The organism is Chryseomicrobium excrementi, assembly GCF_002798305.1.
In the GTDB taxonomy this organism is placed as follows: Bacteria; Bacillota; Bacilli; order Bacillales_A; family Planococcaceae; genus Chryseomicrobium; species Chryseomicrobium excrementi.
The window spans coordinates 57,417-78,409 of record NZ_PCGR01000005.1 but is presented as its reverse complement, the minus strand read 5'-3'; the positions used below and the strand labels follow the sequence as shown (position 1 = coordinate 78,409).

Genomic DNA, 20,993 nt, shown 5'->3' with positions numbered 1-20,993 from the left:
TATTATACCCTTCCCTATTTTCATTGAAACGATGGATTTTAAAAATTTGTCTTGACTCAAGTGCAGAATTTTATGAATATTAATGATATGCAAGACATTACTATATAAGGAGGATCGTTTTATTTCGTCTAAGTAGAGAACATACAAGGGGGATACATATGGACGCGATTTACAAAGTATTAGGTGCCATCTCTGACGTAGTTTGGGGACCACCGCTACTGATTTTAATTGTTGGTACAGGTATTTATTTAACTTTTCGTCTTGGACTCGTACAAATTCTTATGTTACCGGCAGCTCTAAAACAAACGTTTTCTAAAAAGCATGATAAAACTGCAGAAGGAGACATCTCCCAATTCCAGGCACTTACAACTGCTTTAGCAGCAACAGTGGGTACAGGTAACATCGTCGGAGTAGCTACTGCTATCGTTCTAGGTGGTCCAGGAGCTGTATTCTGGATGTGGCTATCTGCTTTGTTTGGAATGGCAACAAAGTATGGTGAAGCTGTACTTGCTGTAAAATATCGTGTGAAAGACGCGAATGGAGAAATGGCTGGCGGGCCTATGTATTACTTAGAACACGGTTTAAAACAAAAATGGTTGGCTGTTCTTTTTGCCATCTTCGGTGCGCTTGCAGCATTCGGTATCGGTAATGGAACTCAATCTAACTCTGTAGCAAATGTCGTAAACGATACATTTGGAATTGCAAACTGGGTCACTGGTTTAGTATTAATGATTTTCGCAGCATTAGTTATCATCGGTGGAATTAAGTCGATTGGTAAAGTAACTGCTGTGTTCGTACCGGTCATGGCTGTATTTTACGTATTTGGCGGATTACTTGTCATGATCCTGAACATCACAGAAGTACCTGGTGCTGTCATGACAATCCTTGAAATGGCATTCTCAACAGAAGCTGCAGCAGGTGGAGCTATCGGTGCTGCTATTCGTTACGGGGTTGCACGTGGAGTGTTCTCGAATGAAGCAGGTCTTGGTTCTGCACCAATCGCGGCTGCGGCAGCAAAAACGGACCTTCCTGGACGTCAGGGATTGATTTCCATGACACAAGTATTCTTTGATACGATCATCATCTGTTCCATCACAGGAATTACCATCGTCATGTCTGGACTTTATTCGGGTGCGTCATCTGATACTGCAGGTACTTTGACTTCAGATGCTTTCGGGTTCTTCTTAGGAGATATCGGACCCATCATCGTTGCAATCGGTCTTGTGTTCTTCGCATCCTCTACTATTCTAGGGTGGGCCTATTACGGAGAAAAATGTTTCCAATATCTATTCAAAAATCCTTCGTTGTTAATTGTTTACCGCGTTCTGTTCATCGCAATGGTGTTTGTTGGGTCGGTAGTCTCACTTGACTTGATCTGGACATTCTCAGATGTAGCAAACGGTATGATGGCAATTCCAAACTTAATTGGATTACTTGGACTATCCGGTGTCATTGCCTATGAGACGAAACAGATTCGTGAAAAATTAAAGGCTGAAAAAGCACAAGGGTAATCTCTATTGACAACCTGGATTGAGCATGAAATGATAGATGGATGAATGAGAAAGGCGGTACGAGTATGGACCTCAATCAACCATCGAAAGAAAATGTCACGTTCATGATCAATGCAATTAAAGATAAATTACGGATGGTCAATGTCGATGCAATGAAAGCTGAAGATTTTACAGCTTCTGCATATGAAGATCTCTGCTATCTCTATGAAATGGTTTCAAAACGAGATTCGTTCAGTCCTAGTGAGATGCAAGCTATTGCATCAGAGCTTGGTAATTTGCGCAACTAAAAAACACGGTTCCTCACGGAGCCGTGTTTTTATTATGAATTAGTTAGCTGCGTAAGCTTTTGCAATTGCTGCGCCTACTCGAGCATTGTTCATTACTAGAGCAATATTTGCTTCTAAAGATTTTCCATCAGTTAATTCTTTAACTTTTCCGAGAAGGAATGGCGTGACGTCTTTTCCTTTTACCCCTTGCTCTTCTGCTTGTCGAAGTGCATCTTCAATGATAGCTGTAATTTCAGATTCTTCTAGAGAAGATTCCTCTGGAATAGGATTTGCAATGACCGCTCCTCCTTGTAATCCCATCTCCCATTTCACTCGTAGCATGTCTGCAACTTCTTGAGGAGTATCTAGACGGAAGTTTGATGCAAACGGGCTAGTTGCAGAATAAAACGCTGGGAATGCATCCGTTCCATAACCCACTACTGGCACACCTTTTGTTTCTAAATACTCAAGAGTCAAACCGATGTCTAAGATAGACTTTGCTCCCGCACAAATTACAGCTACGTTTGTTTGAGACAGTTCTTCTAGGTCAGCAGAGATATCCATTGTCGTTTCTGCTCCGCGGTGAACGCCTCCGATACCGCCAGTTACGAAGACCGCAATGCCTGCAAGCTCTGCACAGATCATGGTTGTAGCAACTGTAGTTGCTCCGATTTCTTTAGAAGATAGTACATAAGCTAAATCACGGCGCGATGTTTTACGGACGTTTTTGCTTGTTGCTAATAGCTCTAAGTCCTCATCAGTAAGCCCGATTTTGATACGTCCATCCATAAGTGCAATAGTAGCTGGAACAGCTCCATTATCACGAATTACTTGCTCTACTTCTTTGGCCATTTGAACATTTTCCGGATACGGCATTCCGTGTGAGATGATTGTTGATTCTAATGCAACAACAGGTAGTCCCTGTTCTAATGCTTGCTGTACCTCAGCTGTATAATCTAGTAAATGTTTCATTGTAATTCCTCCAGTTCGTTTTGTAATTGTGTTGCAGAAAGTTCGGGTCTAACTGTATAAGATGATTCCAATGTCTTAGTGGCGTTCATACGTCCAGCCTGAAGTGCAAGATGAATGTCTTGAGTTTCTATCCAAGTGTGCAACGTAGCAGCGACAAACGAGTCTCCCGCACCTGTTACATCTTTCACTTCACTCGGCTTAAGTGCTTCCATCCAGTGCAATTTTCCTTGCTCTAAATAAGAGAAGCCTCTCTCTCCTTCTGTAATGACTGTGTGCAGAAATCCTTTATCACGTAAGGCCTGATGGGCCGCAATACGATCTTCATCTGTTGTAAGCGAGATACCAGTTACAAGTTCTGCCTCTCCTTTATTACAGAAGATCCAATCGGCTTGCACTTTCCCTTCCGGAAGATTTTTCATCTTCGGTGCAGAAACCGGTACAATGGCTACAGGAACGGAAAAACGACTACATTGCTGTAAGATAGCTGCTACTGCAAGTTGCTCTATGTTCAAATCAATAATGACAAGACCAGCTGATCGGAATACCTTCTCTTGATTCATCACCCACTCAGCATCGAGTAATCGATAAATCTCCATATCTGCTAGAGCAAGCTGCATTTCACCTTCATGATCTAAAATCGCGGTGTAGGCACCGGTCCGCTCTTGGTCACTACGAAGACAATGGTTTAAATCTACCCATTCATGGGTCTTCTCAAATAAAAACTCATATTCTAAGTCATAACCGGCCGCGCTCATTAATTTGACATCATGTCCCAGTCGTCCAAGATTTTCAGCTATATTCCTGGCAACGCCACCTGCCGTCTGATAACTAGTAACTGGATTGGATGTCTGAAACACTAAATCTTGCTTCACAACCATCTTGCGGTCGATATTCATTCCTCCAAAGACAATAACCGGTCTGGATTCTGCCAATACATAGGCCCGTCCTTTAATGATTCCAGCTTTCGTTAACCCAGATATTAAATTCGCAATGGATGGCCTTGATAATTGAAGCTGTTCTGCTAGCTCTTGTTGACTTGAATAAGGATTGCGTTTCAGTAATTCGAGAAGTTGATGCTCTTTCTCTGTCAGCATTTGTTCACCACCCTTTTAAACTTATGTTTATAATATAAACTATTGTTTAAATAGATGCAAGTAGTTTCTTAAATGAATTAACAATGTTTAATTAAATTAAATTATTCTGATTGCAACCTTCTAACAATTCCTGCTATTCTAAATAAGTAAAGATTAAAGGAGGAACTAGTATGCCATCATTTCAAGAAAACTTAGATAATTATGCTAAATTAGCGGTAGAAATCGGGGTAAATATTCAACCAGGTCAATATTTATATGTGGCAGCGTCTACGGACACACTTGAGTTTACTCGCGCTGTTACTAAAAAAGCGTATGAAGCTGGAGCTAAACAAGTTTTTGTCGACATTTCTGACGATCAATTAGCACGCATTCGATATGAGCATGCTCCAGCAGATTCATTTGACTTCTTCCCTGAGTGGAAAGTAATGGAGCGTGAACAGCTAGCTGAAAAAGGTGCCGCTTTCATGAATATCGTTTCTCAAAGTCCAGACTTGCTTCAAGGTATCGACTCTAGCCGTATTGCCACATTCCAAAAAACAGCAGGGAAAGCCTTATCGAAATACCGCCAGTATGTGCAATCTGATAAAATTAGCTGGACAGTTATCGCAGCTCCTTCAGCTGGGTGGGCTTCAAAAGTATTCCCAGATGCTCCACAAGAAAAGCAAATCGAGTTGTTGTGGGATGCTATTTTTAAAGCAGTACGCGCAGACCTTGCAGATCCTGTAAAAGCATGGGAAGAACATGATCATGCATTGCATGAAAAAGTACACTATTTAAACGACAAAAAATACGCAAGCTTGCATTACACAGCTCCAGGGACTGATTTAACAATTGAGTTGCCTAAAGGGCATCTGTGGGCCGGCGCAAGTAGTACGAATGAAAAAGGCGATAGCTTCATGGCCAACATGCCAACTGAAGAAGTCTTCACTGTGCCACACAAAGATGGAGTAAACGGCTATGTATCAAGTACGAAACCATTAAGTTATGGTGGCAACATCATCGACAATTTCAAATTAACTTTTGAAAATGGACGCATCACGAAAGTAGAAGCACAGCAAGGCGAAGACGTCTTAGCGAAGCTTGTAGATACGGATGAAGGCTCGCACCGATTAGGTGAAGTAGCACTTGTGCCACATGACTCTCCTATTTCGAATTCGAATATTCTGTTCTACAACACACTATTTGATGAAAATGCATCGAATCACTTAGCAATCGGATCTGCCTACGCTTTCTGCTTAGAGGGTGGTAAAACGATGTCCCAAGAAGAGTTAGCCAAACACGGCTTAAATGACAGTATTACTCACGTTGATTTCATGATTGGATCAGCTGAAATGTCCATTGATGGAATTCTAGAAGATGGAACACGGGAACCTATCTTCCGCGCAGGAAATTGGGCATTCTAACTGTTCACATTTGCGACCTACCTTTTTTGGATAAAATCATGTATACTACATGTAGAATGTCAGAAGAGGTGAAAAACCATGGGTATCTTTTTAGCAACGGTTTTTGGTTTTCTTACTGTCATGGGAATCGCTGGTTCAGTGATGATGTATTACTTCAATACAGCGATGAACTCTCATGACGCTGAGAAAATTGATCCACGTCCAGAGCATTACTAAAAGAGCTGAATTTCAGCTCTTTTTTTATTGTCACGACCTTACTTTTTGTTTACAGTTTGGTAACACTACATTTTCATTTTTGTTTAATTCCCCTTCCTTGTCCTCAAATTCTTTCGTTCATCTCCAACTATTCTCCTGAATTTCTTAGCAACTTTTGTAATATACCAATTATTAACAAGTGTCAACCCCATTTCCTTCTTATATACTTAGTACGTCTTAGAAAGAGGAGGATGTCGCTATGTTTCAAAACATTCAAATTGGAATTGATTTAGGAACTGCCAATACATTAGTTTACTCAAACACTAAAGGAATTATTTTAAATGAACCTACAGTTGTTGCAATCGACAAAAATACAGGTCAAATCATTGCTTTTGGTCACCAAGCGAAGAAAATGATCGGGAAAACACCAAAATCTATTGAAATCATCCGTCCATTAAAAGAAGGCGTCATCGCTGATTTTGACCGTACAACAGAATTATTGAAACTCATTATGCAACAAGCAAGTAAAAAACTAGGAACCGCTCTACGAAAGCCTTCTGTGGCTATTTGTACTCCATCAGGTGCTACATCTGTAGAACGTCGTGCTATCGAAGATGCCGCGCGTCAAAGTGGTGCCAAAGAAGTTTACTTAATTGAAGAGCCAGTAGCAGCTGCAATCGGGTCTGACTTACCGGTTCATGAACCTGTTGCAAGTATGATCGTCGATATCGGTGGTGGGACTACTGAAGTCGGTATTATTTCATTTGGTGGCGTTGTAGCTTCTAATACGACGAAAGCAGCTGGTGATAGCATGAACGAAGCCATCATTATGCATGTCCGGAAAGAGTACAATGTGTTGATTGGAGAGCCTACGGCAGAAGAGATCAAACACGAGATTGGTCATGGCTTAGTACCACACGAAGCGGAACAGATTACGATTACTGGACGAGACGTTGTGACAGGTCTTCCTAAATCCGTTACATTATCTTCTGTAGAAATCCAAGAAGTTCTCCGTGAATCTTTAGAAACGATTTTGGAAACCATTCGTGCGACGCTCGAAGTATGCCCACCAGAATTGTCTGGAGATATTGTGGATCATGGTGTCGTTTTAACAGGTGGCGGCGCGTTACTGAAAAACATCAGCGAATGGTTGAGCACCGTAATTGATGTCCCTGTGCATCTGGCTCCAGAACCGTTACACGCTGTTGTTATTGGAACAGGAAAAACAGTTATGCCAAAATTTAAACGAGTTAAAGCAGCAAAATAATTCGCCAAACACTCTCTTCTTTTAGTAAACTTATTATTAGAAGGGAGTGTTTTTTATGTCTAATTTACATGAAATTTTAGCGTATAATGAAAGCTTCGTTCGTAATAAAGAATACGAACCATTTGCTACTACAAAGTTTCCGGATAAGAAAATGGTCATTTTATCTTGTATGGATACGCGTCTTGTAGAGCTGCTTCCCAAATCAATGAACATCCAAAACGGGGATGTAAAAATCGTTAAGAGTGCGGGGGCTATTATCAACCATCCATTTGGTGGAATCATGCGGAGTCTGCTAGTTGCAGTGTATGCGTTACAAGCAGAAGAAATCTTTGTCATCGGCCATCATGATTGTGGTATGGCTGCTATTGATCCAAACGCCATGATTCAATCGATGATTGAGCGCGGTGTGGATCCGAAGACGGTAGATACGTTAACGCATGCAGGGGTCGATGTACATGAATGGTTAGAAGGATTTGATAACGTGGCGGATAGTGTGCTACATAGTGTGAACATGATTAAGAATCACCCACTTGTTTTACCTTCTATCAAAGTACACGGCTTGATTATTGACCCAGCAACAGGTCGCTTGGATCTTGTCCACGACGGAACAAAAGACTAAATAAAGAAGAGACTCGTCATTATGACGAGTCTCTGTTTGTTTTGCGGGCCATGTAGTCAGACTTGGTCTGCGCAAAGAGCAGATGATCCATCCACTGGCCATTGATATACAATAATTGATTTAAATACCCTTCTTCATAAAACCCTGATTTCCCTAACACATAAATAGAGGGTTCGTTATAAGGCGAGACGTAGGCTTCTAGTCGGTTCAATTGAAGTTGAGTAAAAGCAAATTCTGCAACAAGGGCAATCGCTTCTTGTGCGAATCCCTTCCCTACTTGCTGTTGATCCACCGCATAGCCAATCATACCACTTAAAAAAGGCATTCGTTTGATACTATAAAGTGAAATTGTTCCTACAAGTTGAAAATTTTTCTTGTCATAGATTCCAAAACTATATTCTCTTTGTTCTTTCGACAACTTGATCGATTCCCGGATCTTTTCTCTCTGCACAACTGTTGTGTAATACGATTCCCGATGAATGGGTTCAAAACGTCCCCAAAACTCTTTGTTGTGTTTCACTACTTGTGCGAGTGCGGCTGCATCTGCCATTTGAAACGTCTTGCAAATACACCGCTTGCCTTCTAATCGAATCAAGTTTATTCCCCCTACTTACACGAGGCTTAAGAATTCCTCTACATCTTTATGGCAAAGAGCAATCCCTTTTGCCCAGAAATCTTTTTTCGTGATATCTTCATTTAAATGCTTTTTCGCTAAATCTTCAACTGACATGATAGCCGTGTCACGAAGAAGTGCAATATATTTCTCTTCAAATGCAGTTCCTTCCTCTTTTGCTTTCGCATAGATTGAAAGACTGAACAGGTATCCGAACGTGTACGGGAAGTTATAGAATGGTACACCCGTGATATAGAAATGAAGTTTCGACGCCCAGAAATGTGGATGCGTGTCAGCAAGTGCACCTGCAAAAGCTTCTTGTTGTGCTTCAGCCATCAATTCATTCAAGCGTGTACTAGAGACGACACCTTTTTTGCGTTCTTCATAGAAGCGAGTCTCAAATAAGAAACGAGCATGGATGTTCATGAAGAAAGCTACACTGCGCTGGATCTTATCTTCAAGTAATGCGGCTTTCTCTTCTTGAGATGTGGCTTCTGCAACAGCTGCATCAGCTACAATCATTTCAGCAAAAGTAGAAGCAGTTTCTGCTACACCCATTGCATATTGACGGTTCAACCAATGTACGGGACGTAAAGCATACGAGTGGAAAGCATGACCTAGTTCATGTGCTAGAGTGGATACATTCGACATCGAACCAGAATACGTCATAAAGATACGAGATTCTTGAGAAACTGGCATCCCCGTGCAGAATCCACCTGGACGTTTGTTATCGCGGTCCTCTGCTTCAATCCAGCCGTTTTCAAAAGCATGGCGAGAGAACGCCTCCAGCTCTGGACCAAATTTTTTGAAGTGCTTCAAGATGAACTCCGCGCCTTCTTGATAGTCCATCGATTTTGCAGATTCTCCTATCGGAGCATCCATGTCATGCCAGTGGAGTTTTTCTGTGCCAAGTAGTTCTGCTTTTTTATTTAAGTAGCGTACGAATGGTTCTTTTCCATCCGAAATAGCGCCCCACATAGCATCTAATGTCTCCTGGCTCATCCGGTTGATGGAAAGTGGCTCATCTAGAACCTCGTTCCAACCACGTTTTTTATAAACGGCTAAACGGTAACCTGCTAAGTGGTTTAACGTTTTGGCAAAGAACTCTTCTTTCTCGGTAAATGCTTGTTCTAAAGCATCTTTTGTTGCTTTACGAACTTCTGGATTAGCGTGAGAATATAAATTGCTCGCTTGACCAATTGAAAGTTTCTTTTCTTCGCCTTCCACATTGATTGTTACTTTCATATCTGCAATCAACAGATCATAGAGTTGCCCCCAGCCTTGATACCCATCTACACCAAGAGCCGTGATTAGAGATTCTTCTTCTTGTGAAAGTTTCTTCTCCGCTTTTTCTTTCCATTCATTTAAAATAAATTCAAACTCATGTAAGTCTTTTGAAGCTAGCAATTCGTTCCATACGCTATCTTCAGTCTGACTCCATTTTTGTTGGATAGTTAGTAAAATCGTGCTCAGACGTGCTCCTAAGCTACTCACCTGTCCTTGAAGTAATGCGGCTTTTTTGTCAGTGGTGTCTTGTGCTAAGAAACAACCAATGGTAGCTCCTGCTTCAGAAAGATTTGTAGCGATGTCTTTTAGTTGTTCAATCGTCTCTCTCATAGCGGATGCTTGAGATACAGATTGTGGTGTCTGAATATCACTCACCACACCTTCAAACGAGGCAATTTTTTGCTCTACTTTTTCAAGATGTGTTGCTAGTTCTGGTGAGTCAGACCCTCCAGGAAAGAATGTGTCCAGGTCCCATACGAGTGGATATGTAGTCGTTGTCATTAAGATTCCCCTTTCATTTCGTCTCCCTAAGTATATCATGTTTTCTTATAATTTTCTCATTATTTCCTACATTCAAACGAATTCACAAAGCCTTCAATTCTCAATTGAGGGAAAGACAGGTATACTAATACTAGTCATGAAGGAGGGATATTTATTTTACAACTAGTAGTTATGGGGATCGCACTTATTGCAACTGTGATCGTCAATGCCCTCGCCAATATTCTGCCGATTAATGGACAGACGACTGGAGACATCTCAAATCGGTTACCTGTACTCTTCACACCGGCTGGGTACGTATTTTCTATTTGGGGTGTCATTTATGTGTTGGCCGCTATTTGGATTATTTACCAGTATGTCTTAGCCAAACGTGGAAGGCCACCTGTTGCAAAACGCACGGTATTGTTCGTGTTGAGTTCGTTGTTCAATTGTGGATGGATTTTGACTTGGCATTATGAATATTTTCTTTATACACTTGTTATGATGGTAGGTCTAGTTGCAGTTCTCGCACTTCTTTATAGCACTTATCCACGTTACGGGTCCGACTGGAAAGAGCGAGGTCCTATTTCTGTCTATTTGGGATGGGTGTGTGTAGCATTAGTAGCAAACATTTCATACGTACTCACTTACTACGAGTGGGATGGCTGGGGACTTTCCGATCAACTTTGGACGGTTGTAGTCCTTACGTTTGCAACAGCTATTGCCCTTCATTTCCGTTATCACTATTATGACCGAATCATGCAAGGTGTGTTTATTTGGGCATTTGTAGGGATTGCTGTTCGTCTCGGTCTCGACGAACTTTTAGTTTCTGCTGCTGCTTTATTCTTGAGTAGTGTGTTAGTGGCTGGGATTCTTTATTTGAACAAACCCATGCGAAGCTAAATAAAACCTCTCTGCGGCTGCAGAGAGGTTTTGTTTTAGTCTTCTAATTGAGTTAAGATAAGTGGCTTATCTTTAGTCACAACAATTGTATGTTCGACTTGAGCTACTAAAGAGCGGTCCGGTGTGACAAATGTCCAACCATCCCCAAGCTCCATGATCGATTCTGCTTTTTGTGAGATGAACGGTTCTACAGCTAGAACCATACCCTCTTTCAGGATAGTAGGTTCCCAAGCATCATAATAGTTCAGAATATGTTGTGGTGCCTCATGAAGGGAACGTCCCACACCGTGCCCAGTCAAGTTCATGATGACGGTAAGCCCGTTAGATTTCGCCTCGCGCTCAACCGCTTTACCGATTTGATTCAGTTTGGCTCCGGCCTTCACTTTCAACATCGCACGATCAAATGCTTGTTGCGCTACATCAATCAGTTTTTGCTTTTCTGCATCTGCTTCCCCAAGGACAAATGAAATTCCTGTATCTGCATAAAACCCATCACACTTACCAGAAACATCAATGTTTATAAGGTCGCCTTCTTGTAAAACGCGACTTCCTGGAATACCATGAGCGACTTCTTCGTTGACACTGATACAAGTATGCCCTGGAAAATCGTATTCTGCGATTGGAGCCGAGACAGCGCCTTTTTCTTCAAAAAGCTTTGCACCGATTTCATCTAGTTCTTTTGTGGTCATGCCTGGTTTGGCAGCTGCCTTCATCGTATCGCGAATCTCAGCGACGATGCGGCTTATTTTTTTTAACCCTTGTAGTTCTTCAGGTGTTTGTATAATCATTGCGTTCGAACCCTTTCTTTACTGACTATCTGCTATCATAGCATATTTTAAGCAGATTGAGGGATTACAAGACGCGGCGCTTTGACAAACAAAAGAGTACAGATTACAGCTGCGAACAGTAACACTAGACTCATGTACGTTGCATTATAGACTAAGGAATAAAGGATAACATTTTGATCTCCTGCAAACTCCCCAAAGAAAAAGATGCCACTTAACACATGGACAAAATAGCGTAGTACTGCTGCGAGAATGGTACCAAACAATACCGCTCGCATCATGGCACCTTGACGACCATCTTCATAGGCACGGACAAATGCGGGACGAAACACTCCTGCAAACCCCGCAACCATAAAGGCCAAGAAATAATCCATGAATACTTGAATGATGACAATCTCAAAACTTAAAGGTGCAAAATACACGTTCCCCGTAGCAAGTTGTAATAGACCAATCAATAATCCTGTTACAATTCCTGCAACGACCCCTCTTCGGAAAGCGATCAAGATGATGGGAACAAGTACAAATGTGACACTTCCACCTTGTGGCATCCCAAAGCCCACACGGTCTAACACAAATCCTAATGCTGCAAGTAGCGCAATCTCAATCATGATTAAGACTTTTTGATTTCTCATAAGCTCTCCATTTCCTGTTACCTTCTTGATCTGAATGGGTAAACAATAAAAAATGACCTCTGGACAGAGCCAGACGTCATAAACATCAGTTTCTATCCACATCCCTACGCAAGCATGAACTTCCAGGTTCTAAGGGTACTCTCTCAGCCGCATTGCGACGCCCCTTGTGGTAACATATTTAGATTTGCTCTCATTCTACTTTATCAACTACAATTAATCAACTCTACAAATTGAAAGGACGGATTCAAATGATTGATTTACTCCAAAATCTGATACGTATTCCTAGCGATACACAAGAAGGTGCCAATAAGGCATTAGACTTTTCAGCACGATGGTTAAAAGAACAGGGTGTCCAAGTAAATGTATTAGAGAATAAAGGATACAAAATGTTAGTTGCTGAAATCGGACAAGGTGACGAAACGTTGATTTGGAATGGTCATTTGGACATTGTTCCCGGGAAACCTGAACAGTATGAGCCTTATATTGAAGGCGACAAATTATTTGGACGTGGTTCTGCCGATATGAAAGGTGGTTGTGCTGCCATGATGGCCGCCTTTGCAGGAATTTGTAAACATCCTGACCGATTGACAAAGAAAGTCCAGCTACATTTAGTTACTGATGAAGAAACAGGTGGTTCTAAGACGTCCAAGTACTTAGTTGAGCAAGGCTATACTGGAGATTTTGTTATTTGCGGAGAGCCAACGTTTTTAAAAATTGGATTACAAGCTAAAGGAATCTCTCAATTCTTTATTACATTCCACGGAAAAGCTGCACACGGTTCTCGCCCTTGGGAAGGTGACAATGCCATTTTGCAGTCTCACCGCTTTCATCAATTGTTACTTGAACAGGAATGGACTAAAGAAAGCACTGATTATTATGAGCACCCATCTATCAACTTAGCTCGTATTCAAGCTGGTGATCGGTTCAATATGGTTCCAGATACTTGTGAGGTAGGATACGATATTCGTTTTGTACCGGGTCAATCTGTGGAGTTCGTCGAGCAGCAGCTCCAATCTATTTTAGATGAGCACTTTCCAAACGCCGAACTAAGAAGACGCGGAATTTCACCTGCTGTGACGACTTCAGACAAAGATCCACGCATCCTGCAACTTCTCGATATTATGAAAGAGGAAACGGAAATCATGGGACAGCACGGTTCTGCAGATACAAGACATTACGCAGTGACCGGAGCTGGCGCTATTGAATTCGGACCAGCTGGTGGCGATTGGCACGGCCCTGGAGAATTTGTTTCTATCGCTTCAATGGAACGCTACCGAGATATTCTGATGGAGTTTGCTTTCTATACTGGTGTGCCTGAAGTGGAAGAGGTTTAATAGAATCCTTACGCGGGTAAAGTATGGTACCATACGAATTACTTAGGAGAGATGAATATGCGCAAATCGAATTTATTGAAATCCGCTATTAAGTGGGCTCCGATTGTCTATCCAATCGTTAAAAAGTTTTTGAACTCACGTAAAACAACTAAACGTTACTAAGATGAAAACCGAGGCGAACTCAATTCGCCTCGGTTTTTTTAAATATATGGAATCGGCTGTGCTAGAGCTAGATTTGGTTGTCCAGGCACGCTCGCTTGATCGTTAGTTTCTGCTTGTTGTTGTTCTTCTTGAGCTGCCTGGATCTCTTCAAACGACATCGGATTTGGTGCTGGCATCTCATAGGGTTCTATCACGTAGCCTGGATTTAATTCCTGCAAGACACTGTTGGCCATCTGTCTATAGCCTTCTTGAACAGGATGGACATCCGCCGGATTAGGTACGAATGCTTTTAAATTCGTATTCATCCGTTCTGTGACATCTACATAATTAGCACCGTACTTTCTAGCTGATTGTTCAAGAATTTGATTTAAGCGGTCTAGTTGTTTGGAAGTCCCCTCTTTTTGAAAATCCGCTACATGTGGGTAAGCAAAGTAATAGCCTACGACTAAAACGTTTGCTTGAGGAGCAAGCTCTTCTAACTTCTTTAACAACGTTTCCACAGAAATTCGAGCCTGATTGAGAGCGAAATCCACCTGTACTTGTTGAAATGCAAGTGTGCCTTGTTCTGGATTTGCGTTCACGATCCGTAATAAGTCGTTTGCACCCGCAGACACCGTAATCAAACTAGCTTGGCTGACAAGCTGTTGAGCTTCTTCGGTTTCAATGGAGTTCAGCACTTGCTCCGCTGTAAATCCCGGAAATGCCAGATCCTTAGAAAACAGAGCCAGTTGCCCCGATCTTGCGAGCTCTCCTGCTACAAGATCTGTATACCCTTGATCGATTTCTCGGTAAGGGGTTTGTCCGGCAGCTAAAGAATCTCCTAAAGCCACATACACCTGCCGAGCGGAAGCTGAGGCGGGAAACACACTAGAGAATGCAAACAAAACGACTAGTGTTCCTATCCATTTTCTCATAGTCAGTCCCTCCTCTTCGTATTATGCCCAGTTTCCATTACGGAAAATGGCTTCTCTTGTTCCATCTTTAAGAATTCCATCAATCGACATATCGGCTGTTCCTACCATGAAATCTTCATGGACGATGGAGACGTTCGCTCCCTTTGCCAACAATTCATCTTCCGATAATCCTTTTCCACCTTGTATCGTAGTAGGATAGGCCTCACCAAATGCAAAGTGGTTGGAAGCATTCTCATCAAATAATGTATTAAAGAAAGTCGTATTGCTATTGGAAATGGGAGAATCAAAAGGTACTAGAGCGACTTCTCCTAAATAACTGGAATTTTCGTCAGTAGCAAGTAGTTCATCGAGCAATTCTTGCCCTTGAGTAGCTAATGCTTTGACGACTCGACCCTGTTCAAATGTTAAAGTAAAGCCGTCGATTCGGTTTCCTTGGTAGATGAACGGTTTAGAGTTACGGACTGTTCCATCGACGCGTGTCCGATCAGGTAGTGTGTAGACTTCTTCTGTCGGCATGTTTGCAATAAACGGAGTTCCTGAACTGTTGATACTGCTCCCACTCATCCAGATATGATCCTTAGGCAATCCAACAATCAAATCCGTTCCTTCAGCAACATAGTGCAGGGCGTCATAGTTTCGGCTGTTCAGGTATGCCGCACGGTCGTTCAACTGAGCAATATGCGTTTTCCACAACTCAACTGCGTTCCCTGAACCAATGCGGACAACTTCAAAAATTTTATTCCAAAGAGCTTCTACTGCCTGCTCTTCTGTCATCTCAGGATAGACTTTTTGTGCCCACTTTTTAGAAGGGACAGCAGCGATACTCCATGTGATGTCATCATTCATAACTGCTTTTCTATAGCGCTTCAGCTTTTCCGAAGACGCTTTTTGGAAACGACTGATTTTTGATGGAAGAACTCCTTCTAAAAGATCTGGATCTTCTGCATCAATCCACAGGAGCGCACCTTTTCGGTCGATGATTTCGTCTCGTTGCGCTGCAATCCAATTTGGTACATCCTCAAACGAAGCGTCTGGTGCCAAATCATAGAATGCACGCGTCATATCATTATCGTTCAATTGAACGTCTACATGCCCTGCTCCAGCCTGATAGGCTTGTCTTACAACAAGGCGAGCAAATTCCAGTGCATCAGTAGTCGTCTGGATTTGTAAGTATTGATTCGGCTGGATGTTTAATCCGACTTGAACGACCAAGTCTGCATATTCCGTCAATTTTTCTTGAAATGTCATTTGCGCTTGGTTCCTTTCTCTACAGACTTGCGTTTGGCAGGAACGAAATCCCCTTGACTCCAAGTTACTTCTAAAGGTTTGACCGACAAACTTGAAGTGAGCTTCTTAAATGCTTTTTCATCTTTGAACTCAAGGAAGGATACGACCATTCCATCTCTTCCTGCACGACCTGTTCGTCCCGAACGGTGTAGATAGTGTTCTTCTGTTTGAGGAACATCCACATGAATGACATGCGTGACATCTTGAATATCAAGTCCACGAGCAGCTACGTCTGTAGTAATCAATAGTTTGACATTGCCTTTTTTCAAGTCATCCAGAGCCCGTTTGCGGTCTTCTTTTTTCATAGCACCATGCAGAGCAGCAATCGGCGCATCACGGAACAAGAGTTTCTCTTCTTTCATCATGAGCTGGTCTAAACTATTGATGAAGGCCAGTCCCTTCATTCCTGGTAGGTGACTAATGCGTCGTAGCATATCCGTTTTATCGCGACGATCCACTTCCAAATAGACGTGCTCGACGTTTCCAACAGACGGCAGCTCAGCCGCTTCCACCTGAATCATATGCGGTTTCTTCATCACTCGTTCCGCTACGAGTTCAATCTCTTCAGTAATTGTTGCAGAAAGAATGACCAATTGTTTTTCAACTGCCGCATCGATAATGGAGCGTACGGTGCTTCTATGTTCTCTGCTGAGTAGTTGATCCGCTTCGTCTAACACGATATGACGGACCTCATGCATTTTTAGCTTGCGGTTTTTGACAAGCTCGTTTAAACGTCCTGGAGTCCCTACTACTATAGTGGGTTTCTTCTTCAGTTTATCTACTTGACGTTGCATATTGGCCCCGCCAATCAATTGCGCTGTAGAAATCGCTGTGCCCGCGGTCCACTTGCGAAGGACTTCAATGATTTGAATACCCAGCTCTTGTGACGGTGCTATGATAACGGCTTGCGTGTGTGGTTTCTTCCCGTCTACTAATTGCAGTAACGGCAACACGTAGGCTAACGTCTTTCCTGTACCCGTAGGAGATTCCGCTACGATATCTGCTCCGTCTAAAAACAGGGGAATCATCTTCGTCTGTATAGGCATTTCACTTTGAAAATTTTCTTTTGTCCATTTTTCTTGCCAAATAGCATCTAATTGTTGAATTGTCATACTTACACCTCATCTTTTCTTCCCTATAGTTTACCACGAGGCAACAAAAAAAGCCCTCTTAGCAGAGGACTTTGTGTCTAAGCAGTTTCTTGAGTCGTAGTATAAATTTTAACAAGTTCATAAAAGGACAATTCAAATAGTTGGCGGCCATCTACTTTATAGATCCCTTGGTCGATTAATCGCTGTAATAATTCATCACGACGCAGCTCGGTCATAGAATTTTTCTTGATGTGGTTCACGGTGGAACACTCCTTTAAAAATAAATGCTCTTTTCTTTACCACTCTTTCCTGTAAAATAAACACAAATCCAAAAAGGTTGGTGGGAATGTGAAAAAAGCCCTTATTTTTGATTTAGACGACACACTTTTGTGGGATGCGAAAAGTGTCGAGACCGCGCTACGATTCACATGCGAAGCAGTTGGAAAAGACCATTCTGATGACCTCTATCTAGCCATTCGTGAAGAGGCTCCAAAACTTTATAAAAGCTATCCATTCTATCCGTTTACCCAACAGATTGGAATCAATCCGTTTGAAGGTCTCTGGGGCACATTCGATGACGGCACATTTGACTTTCCTGCAATGGAGCAGAAAATCGCTGAGTACCAGAAAACAGCATGGAAAAACGCTTTATACAAAATTGATAGAAACGATGAACAATTGGCACTGACCTTAGCCAAGCAATTTGTTGCATTCAGAAAAGAAAATCCTTTCGTCTACGAAGAGACATTTGAAGTCCTTCAAGAAGTGGCAAAGGACTATAAAATAGGGTTACTGACAAACGGTGCACCTAGCCTCCAGAATACGAAACTAAGCCTTACTCCTGAGCTGGCAACTTATGTTGATGCCATCGTGATTTCAGGAGAAGTAGGCATCGGGAAACCGGACACAACACCTTTCCTGGAAATCTTGAAAAAGCTAGATTGTGCACCAGAACAAGTGATGATGATTGGCGACAATTTACAGACCGATATTCGAGGAGCCAATGCCCTTGAAATCGATAGCGTTTGGATCAATCATCACGGGGTAACTCCTCCCGCTGATGTCCATCCTACATACACGATCCATCGCCTGGCGGAACTGCTGCATATCCTTTAGCCTACAACTCAATCGCAATAACGTCTTGTATGTCTGCAAGTGTTGTGAGCTTCTCCACACTTGCAGGCTTTACATGTTTATCTACGGTCAACATCATGATGGCCGCTCCACCCTTTTCAGCTCGTCCTACTTGCATAGAAGCGATATTGATTCGTTCTTCAGCCAATGACATCCCCACGCGCCCAATCGCACCCGGTTGATCAAGATGCTGGATAAACAGGAGATGCGCTTCAAGTGGCACATCCACAACAAAGTCATCCACTCGGACGATACGCGCTCCTAATCCATTCACTAACGTCCCCGCTACTTTATGTGTTCCATTTTCTGCGACCACTTCTACCGTTAAGAGACTTGTAAATCCTTTTGACTGAGATGTCTTCTGTTCAATGATGGTGATACCGAGACGATCGGCGAACAGCTTTGCATTCACTTCATTGACGGATTCTCCTAAGCGACTTCTTAAAAATCCTTTCACGACATTGCGTGTCAGCGGAGACACATCAAAGTCTTGAAGTTCCCCAGAATACGTAACACGTAGTTCTTGAACGATTCCTTGTGAGACATCCTGAATGAAAGACCCAAGCTTTTCTCCTAGCATCAAGTAGGGTTCTACTTTTTGAAGCACTTCTTTAGGAACTGCAGACAGGTTCACTGGATTTTTTACGGCTTGGCCTGTAAAGTAACGGACCACATCATCACAGACATCTACAGCAACTATTTCTTGAGCTTCCACTGTACTCGCACCGAGATGGGGTGTAGCAATCACTTGTGGAAGGTTCAATAGTTTGTGATCTACGAAAGGTTCCACTTCAAAGACATCAAGTGCTGCTCCTGCTACTTTACCTTGTTGTAGCGCTTCATAGAGAGCTTCTTCATCAATGATGCCGCCTCGTGCACAGTTGATGATATACACGCCTTGCTTCATCTGTGCAAACGCCTGAGCGTTCAGTAAATGTTTCGTCTCTTTCAACAAAGGTGTATGCACAGTGACGAAGTCTGCAGCTCGCACCACTTCTTCAACAGTTCCTTTTTTGACTCCCATCTTTTCTGCTTTCTCTTCTGATAAGAATGGATCATAAGCTATGACCTGCATGCGCTGGCCTTTTGCCCGCTGTGCCACCTCTGCTCCTATACGACCAAGACCAATCACACCGAGTGTCTTCCCTTTCAACTCAATTCCAATAAACGATTTCCGGTCCCAGTTGCCATTTTTTAAAGATAGATAGGCTTGTGGAATATTCCGAGCAAGTGCCATCAACATGGCCATCGTATGCTCAGCAGCAGAGTTTGTATTCCCGTCAGGTGCATTGACCACTAAAATCCCTTGTTCTGTGGCAGCTTTCAAATCAATATTGTCTACTCCCACACCTGCTCGTCCAATAATCTGGAGCTTATTAGCAGCCTGTAGTAAGGCTGCGTCTACTTGTGTCTGGCTGCGTACAAGAAGAGCGTCGTACTGGCCAATTCTATCGAACAATTCGTCCTTAGAAAGATTTGTCAATACGTCTAGTTGAAATTGAGGGTTGCTCCGAATCGGTTGCAGTCCCTCTTCACTCAGTGGATCACATACGAGTACTTTAAACATGTACACCAGTTCCTTTCTTTAAAAAGACTTGTTGAGCAGCAACCGTACCTGCACCTGGAGAAAACGTGTGACCGAGATTCATCAGGACGACTTCAAGAGCTGCAATGACGGTCAAAACATCAGTAGCTGTGCAATAACCCATGTGACCGATACGAAGAACCGTGTCTTTTTGATGGCCCTGTCCTGCGGCAATGCGGATACCAAACTGCTCTTTTAACGCGTTTCGTACCTGTTTTGCTTCGACTGTCGGAACAGTGAACGCTGTCACTGTGGGTGAAGCAACTGCATCGGCTGCTAGAAGGTTTAAGTTCATTGCTTCTAGACCTCGTCTCGTCATCTCACGCATCAAAAGATGTCGCTTATAGACCCCTTCAATTGTTTCTTCAGCTAGTTGCTGCACAACTTCCTGTAACCCGAAAAGAAGTGAAGTTGCTGGTGTGAACGGAGTTGAAGATTCCTTTGAAGCCTTGTCATACTTTAGTAAATCCAGATAAAAGCGAGGTCGAGGATTGGCTTCCATTTTTGCCTGAGCTCGCTCACTGAAAGCAACGAACATCAGACCTCCAGGGAGCATAAGGGCTTTTTGAGACCCTGTGACAACGATATCGAGTTCCCAGTCATCAAGCTTTGTTTCGACGCCCCCTAGACACGAGACGGCATCGACAATCACTAAAGCATCTGAATACCTATGGACGACACTTGAAAGCGTATCAATGGGATTCAAGACACCTGTAGATGTCTCACAATAAGTCAGAAAGACAGCAGTAACATCTGAATGCTCGAGGAGTGATTGTTGCAATCGGTCTGCGCGCACTGCTTCCCCCCACTGTTCTTCTAAGACGATAACATCTATTTCATAGCTTTTGCAGATAGAGACAAACCGTTCTCCAAAAGCCCCTGTCACACAGACAATGACTTTTTCACCAGGAGCTACTGTATTGATGACCGCGGCTTCAAGTCCGGACGTACCACTGCCCGCTATAATGGAAACCCGTTGCGTTGTTCCAAACAGTTGTTGTAAGCCTGGCTGGACAGACTTCAATAACTCACGAGTCTCAGGATCACGATGCCCAATCATCGGTTGTTGCATAGCGCGTTGCACACGAGGAGGAACCGGAGTCGGTCCTGGTATACGTAATATCATTTGTTCCGTTAACATGACGTCATCTCCCTAATAGAAATCTTCTTCAGTATCGTCACCAATTGAAAAAAGCTCTTCACACCTTGTCCTCTGACAAGGGGCGAAGAGCTTTGCTCACGCGGTACCACCCTCATTTACTGACTGCAATCAGTATCTTAATGAAAGAAGGTAACGTCTTCTACACGGACAGACATTTCCGTCTGCCTATTCAAGAGTGGAATTAAAAAAGGTGTGACTGATTTTCACCGACCATCAGCTCTCTATAGCACACGATTTTTTTAACATGTCTCTATCCAAATAGTTGAATCGATCTGAAGTTATCCTTAGTCTAACAAGCTA

Annotated in this window: 21 protein-coding genes, 1 riboswitch and 1 other annotated feature; of the genes, 9 read left to right on the top strand and 12 right to left on the bottom strand. The window is 42.7% G+C overall.

Going from position 1 to position 20,993, the window contains the following annotated elements; genetic code table 11:
• Positions 1–158 precede the first annotated feature (158 nt).
• Together CQS04_RS12815 and CQS04_RS12810 are read left to right on the top strand one after the other, a co-directional pair.
• On the top strand, positions 159–1,511 hold the full coding sequence (locus CQS04_RS12815) for an alanine/glycine:cation symporter family protein (protein WP_100354513.1): 1,353 nt from the start codon (positions 159–161) through the stop codon (positions 1,509–1,511).
• Between the two features lie 65 nt (positions 1,512–1,576).
• Positions 1,577–1,798, top strand: a complete 222-nt coding sequence (locus CQS04_RS12810) for a DUF1128 domain-containing protein (RefSeq protein ID WP_100354512.1) — start codon at positions 1,577–1,579, stop codon at positions 1,796–1,798.
• A 39-nt stretch (positions 1,799–1,837) separates the two neighbouring features.
• On the opposite strand, the gene CQS04_RS12805 is transcribed toward CQS04_RS12810, so the two are convergent.
• The gene (locus CQS04_RS12805) at positions 1,838–2,749 is read right to left on the bottom strand and encodes a pseudouridine-5'-phosphate glycosidase (protein WP_100354511.1); all 912 of its coding nucleotides are present in this window, start codon (positions 2,747–2,749) and stop codon (positions 1,838–1,840) included.
• Positions 2,746–3,843 carry a PfkB family carbohydrate kinase gene (locus CQS04_RS12800; protein WP_100354510.1) on the bottom strand — a complete coding sequence of 366 codons (1,098 nt, stop codon included), beginning with the start codon at positions 3,841–3,843 and terminating at the stop codon, positions 2,746–2,748. The genes CQS04_RS12805 and CQS04_RS12800 overlap by 4 nt, the downstream gene beginning before the upstream one ends.
• Before the next feature lie 170 nt (positions 3,844–4,013).
• Here CQS04_RS12800 and CQS04_RS12795 point away from each other — a divergent pair, with 170 nt between their 5' ends.
• The 4 genes from CQS04_RS12795 to CQS04_RS12785 all read left to right on the top strand — a co-directional run bounded on the left by CQS04_RS12795 (position 4,014) and on the right by CQS04_RS12785 (position 7,327).
• Positions 4,014–5,246 (top strand): aminopeptidase, encoded by a 1,233-nt coding sequence (locus CQS04_RS12795; RefSeq protein ID WP_100354509.1) that lies wholly within the window; start codon positions 4,014–4,016, stop codon positions 5,244–5,246.
• Between the two features lie 78 nt (positions 5,247–5,324).
• Complete coding sequence (locus tag CQS04_RS13860; RefSeq protein ID WP_165767582.1) at positions 5,325–5,462, top strand: hypothetical protein; 138 nt, start codon at positions 5,325–5,327, stop codon at positions 5,460–5,462.
• A 238-nt stretch (positions 5,463–5,700) separates the two neighbouring features.
• The gene (gene mreBH, locus CQS04_RS12790; RefSeq protein WP_100354508.1) at positions 5,701–6,708 is read left to right on the top strand and encodes a rod-share determining protein MreBH; all 1,008 of its coding nucleotides are present in this window, start codon (positions 5,701–5,703) and stop codon (positions 6,706–6,708) included.
• Between the two features lie 55 nt (positions 6,709–6,763).
• Positions 6,764–7,327: a beta-class carbonic anhydrase gene (locus tag CQS04_RS12785; protein WP_100354507.1), complete on the top strand. Its 564-nt coding sequence runs from the start codon at positions 6,764–6,766 to the stop codon at positions 7,325–7,327.
• A gap of 19 nt (positions 7,328–7,346) precedes the next feature.
• Here the strand turns inward: CQS04_RS12785 and CQS04_RS12780 are convergent, their stop codons facing one another.
• Positions 7,347–7,922 carry a GNAT family N-acetyltransferase gene (locus tag CQS04_RS12780; RefSeq protein WP_245858819.1) on the bottom strand — a complete coding sequence of 192 codons (576 nt, stop codon included), beginning with the start codon at positions 7,920–7,922 and terminating at the stop codon, positions 7,347–7,349.
• A 15-nt stretch (positions 7,923–7,937) separates the two neighbouring features.
• Positions 7,938–9,728: a M3 family oligoendopeptidase gene (locus CQS04_RS12775; protein WP_100354505.1), complete on the bottom strand. Its 1,791-nt coding sequence runs from the start codon at positions 9,726–9,728 to the stop codon at positions 7,938–7,940.
• A 171-nt stretch (positions 9,729–9,899) separates the two neighbouring features.
• On the opposite strand from CQS04_RS12775, the gene CQS04_RS12770 reads away from it, so the two are divergent.
• The gene (locus CQS04_RS12770) at positions 9,900–10,607 is read left to right on the top strand and encodes a tryptophan-rich sensory protein (protein WP_245858818.1); all 708 of its coding nucleotides are present in this window, start codon (positions 9,900–9,902) and stop codon (positions 10,605–10,607) included.
• A gap of 35 nt (positions 10,608–10,642) precedes the next feature.
• On the opposite strand, the gene map is transcribed toward CQS04_RS12770, so the two are convergent.
• Positions 10,643–11,395 (bottom strand): type I methionyl aminopeptidase, encoded by a 753-nt coding sequence (map, locus tag CQS04_RS12765; protein ID WP_100354503.1) that lies wholly within the window; start codon positions 11,393–11,395, stop codon positions 10,643–10,645.
• A gap of 47 nt (positions 11,396–11,442) precedes the next feature.
• Complete coding sequence (gene thiT / locus CQS04_RS12760; RefSeq protein WP_100354541.1) at positions 11,443–12,024, bottom strand: energy-coupled thiamine transporter ThiT; 582 nt, start codon at positions 12,022–12,024, stop codon at positions 11,443–11,445.
• 84 nt (positions 12,025–12,108) lie between these two features.
• Positions 12,109–12,199, bottom strand: a riboswitch (TPP riboswitch).
• 73 nt (positions 12,200–12,272) lie between these two features.
• On the opposite strand from thiT, the gene CQS04_RS12755 reads away from it, so the two are divergent.
• A complete protein-coding gene (locus CQS04_RS12755) occupies positions 12,273–13,358 on the top strand; it encodes a M20 family metallopeptidase (protein ID WP_100354502.1) in 1,086 nt (361 codons plus the stop codon).
• Between the two features lie 200 nt (positions 13,359–13,558).
• Here the strand turns inward: CQS04_RS12755 and CQS04_RS12750 are convergent, their stop codons facing one another.
• The 4 genes from CQS04_RS12750 to CQS04_RS12735 all read right to left on the bottom strand — a co-directional run bounded on the left by CQS04_RS12750 (position 13,559) and on the right by CQS04_RS12735 (position 17,072).
• A complete protein-coding gene (locus CQS04_RS12750; RefSeq protein WP_100354501.1) occupies positions 13,559–14,434 on the bottom strand; it encodes an SGNH/GDSL hydrolase family protein in 876 nt (291 codons plus the stop codon).
• Between the two features lie 21 nt (positions 14,435–14,455).
• The gene (locus CQS04_RS12745; protein ID WP_100354500.1) at positions 14,456–15,682 is read right to left on the bottom strand and encodes an aminopeptidase; all 1,227 of its coding nucleotides are present in this window, start codon (positions 15,680–15,682) and stop codon (positions 14,456–14,458) included.
• Positions 15,679–16,833, bottom strand: a complete 1,155-nt coding sequence (locus tag CQS04_RS12740) for a DEAD/DEAH box helicase (RefSeq protein ID WP_100354499.1) — start codon at positions 16,831–16,833, stop codon at positions 15,679–15,681. Before CQS04_RS12740 ends, CQS04_RS12745 begins: the two co-directional genes overlap by 4 nt.
• 77 nt (positions 16,834–16,910) lie before the next feature.
• Positions 16,911–17,072: a Fur-regulated basic protein FbpA gene (locus tag CQS04_RS12735; protein WP_094944724.1), complete on the bottom strand. Its 162-nt coding sequence runs from the start codon at positions 17,070–17,072 to the stop codon at positions 16,911–16,913.
• An 88-nt stretch (positions 17,073–17,160) separates the two neighbouring features.
• Between CQS04_RS12735 and CQS04_RS12730 the strand changes: the two genes are divergently transcribed.
• Positions 17,161–17,928, top strand: coding sequence for an HAD family hydrolase (locus CQS04_RS12730; protein WP_100354498.1), 768 nt, complete (start codon positions 17,161–17,163; stop codon positions 17,926–17,928).
• Between the two features lies 1 nt (position 17,929).
• Here CQS04_RS12730 and serA read toward each other — a convergent pair whose 3' ends face one another.
• Together serA and CQS04_RS12720 are read right to left on the bottom strand one after the other, a co-directional pair.
• Entirely contained in the window at positions 17,930–19,513 is a 1,584-nt protein-coding gene (gene serA / locus CQS04_RS12725; protein WP_100354497.1) for a phosphoglycerate dehydrogenase, read from the bottom strand.
• Positions 19,506–20,672 carry a pyridoxal-phosphate-dependent aminotransferase family protein gene (locus tag CQS04_RS12720; protein WP_100354496.1) on the bottom strand — a complete coding sequence of 389 codons (1,167 nt, stop codon included), beginning with the start codon at positions 20,670–20,672 and terminating at the stop codon, positions 19,506–19,508. The genes serA and CQS04_RS12720 overlap by 8 nt, the downstream gene beginning before the upstream one ends.
• Positions 20,673–20,747: 75 nt before the next feature.
• Positions 20,748–20,959: a binding site (T-box leader), on the bottom strand.
• Positions 20,960–20,993 lie beyond the last annotated feature (34 nt).

Excerpts from the sequence above, each read along its gene's own strand:
- CQS04_RS12815 (WP_100354513.1), top strand. The coding sequence starts at position 159 with ATGGACGCGATTTACAAAGTATTAGGTGCCATCTCTGACGTAGTTTGG.
- CQS04_RS12810 (WP_100354512.1), top strand. The coding sequence starts at position 1,577 with ATGGACCTCAATCAACCATCGAAAGAAAATGTCACGTTCATGATCAAT.
- CQS04_RS12805 (WP_100354511.1), bottom strand. The coding sequence starts at position 2,749 with ATGAAACATTTACTAGATTATACAGCTGAGGTACAGCAAGCATTAGAA.
- CQS04_RS12800 (WP_100354510.1), bottom strand. The coding sequence starts at position 3,843 with ATGCTGACAGAGAAAGAGCATCAACTTCTCGAATTACTGAAACGCAAT.
- CQS04_RS12795 (WP_100354509.1), top strand. The coding sequence starts at position 4,014 with ATGCCATCATTTCAAGAAAACTTAGATAATTATGCTAAATTAGCGGTA.
- CQS04_RS13860 (WP_165767582.1), top strand. The coding sequence starts at position 5,325 with ATGGGTATCTTTTTAGCAACGGTTTTTGGTTTTCTTACTGTCATGGGA.
- mreBH (WP_100354508.1), top strand. The coding sequence starts at position 5,701 with ATGTTTCAAAACATTCAAATTGGAATTGATTTAGGAACTGCCAATACA.
- CQS04_RS12785 (WP_100354507.1), top strand. The coding sequence starts at position 6,764 with ATGTCTAATTTACATGAAATTTTAGCGTATAATGAAAGCTTCGTTCGT.
- CQS04_RS12775 (WP_100354505.1), bottom strand. The coding sequence starts at position 9,728 with ATGACAACGACTACATATCCACTCGTATGGGACCTGGACACATTCTTT.
- CQS04_RS12770 (WP_245858818.1), top strand. The coding sequence starts at position 9,900 with ATGGGGATCGCACTTATTGCAACTGTGATCGTCAATGCCCTCGCCAAT.
- map (WP_100354503.1), bottom strand. The coding sequence starts at position 11,395 with ATGATTATACAAACACCTGAAGAACTACAAGGGTTAAAAAAAATAAGC.
- thiT (WP_100354541.1), bottom strand. The coding sequence starts at position 12,024 with ATGAGAAATCAAAAAGTCTTAATCATGATTGAGATTGCGCTACTTGCA.
- CQS04_RS12755 (WP_100354502.1), top strand. The coding sequence starts at position 12,273 with ATGATTGATTTACTCCAAAATCTGATACGTATTCCTAGCGATACACAA.
- CQS04_RS12750 (WP_100354501.1), bottom strand. The coding sequence starts at position 14,434 with ATGAGAAAATGGATAGGAACACTAGTCGTTTTGTTTGCATTCTCTAGT.
- CQS04_RS12745 (WP_100354500.1), bottom strand. The coding sequence starts at position 15,682 with ATGACATTTCAAGAAAAATTGACGGAATATGCAGACTTGGTCGTTCAA.
- CQS04_RS12740 (WP_100354499.1), bottom strand. The coding sequence starts at position 16,833 with ATGACAATTCAACAATTAGATGCTATTTGGCAAGAAAAATGGACAAAA.
- serA (WP_100354497.1), bottom strand. The coding sequence starts at position 19,513 with ATGTTTAAAGTACTCGTATGTGATCCACTGAGTGAAGAGGGACTGCAA.
- CQS04_RS12720 (WP_100354496.1), bottom strand. The coding sequence starts at position 20,672 with ATGTTAACGGAACAAATGATATTACGTATACCAGGACCGACTCCGGTT.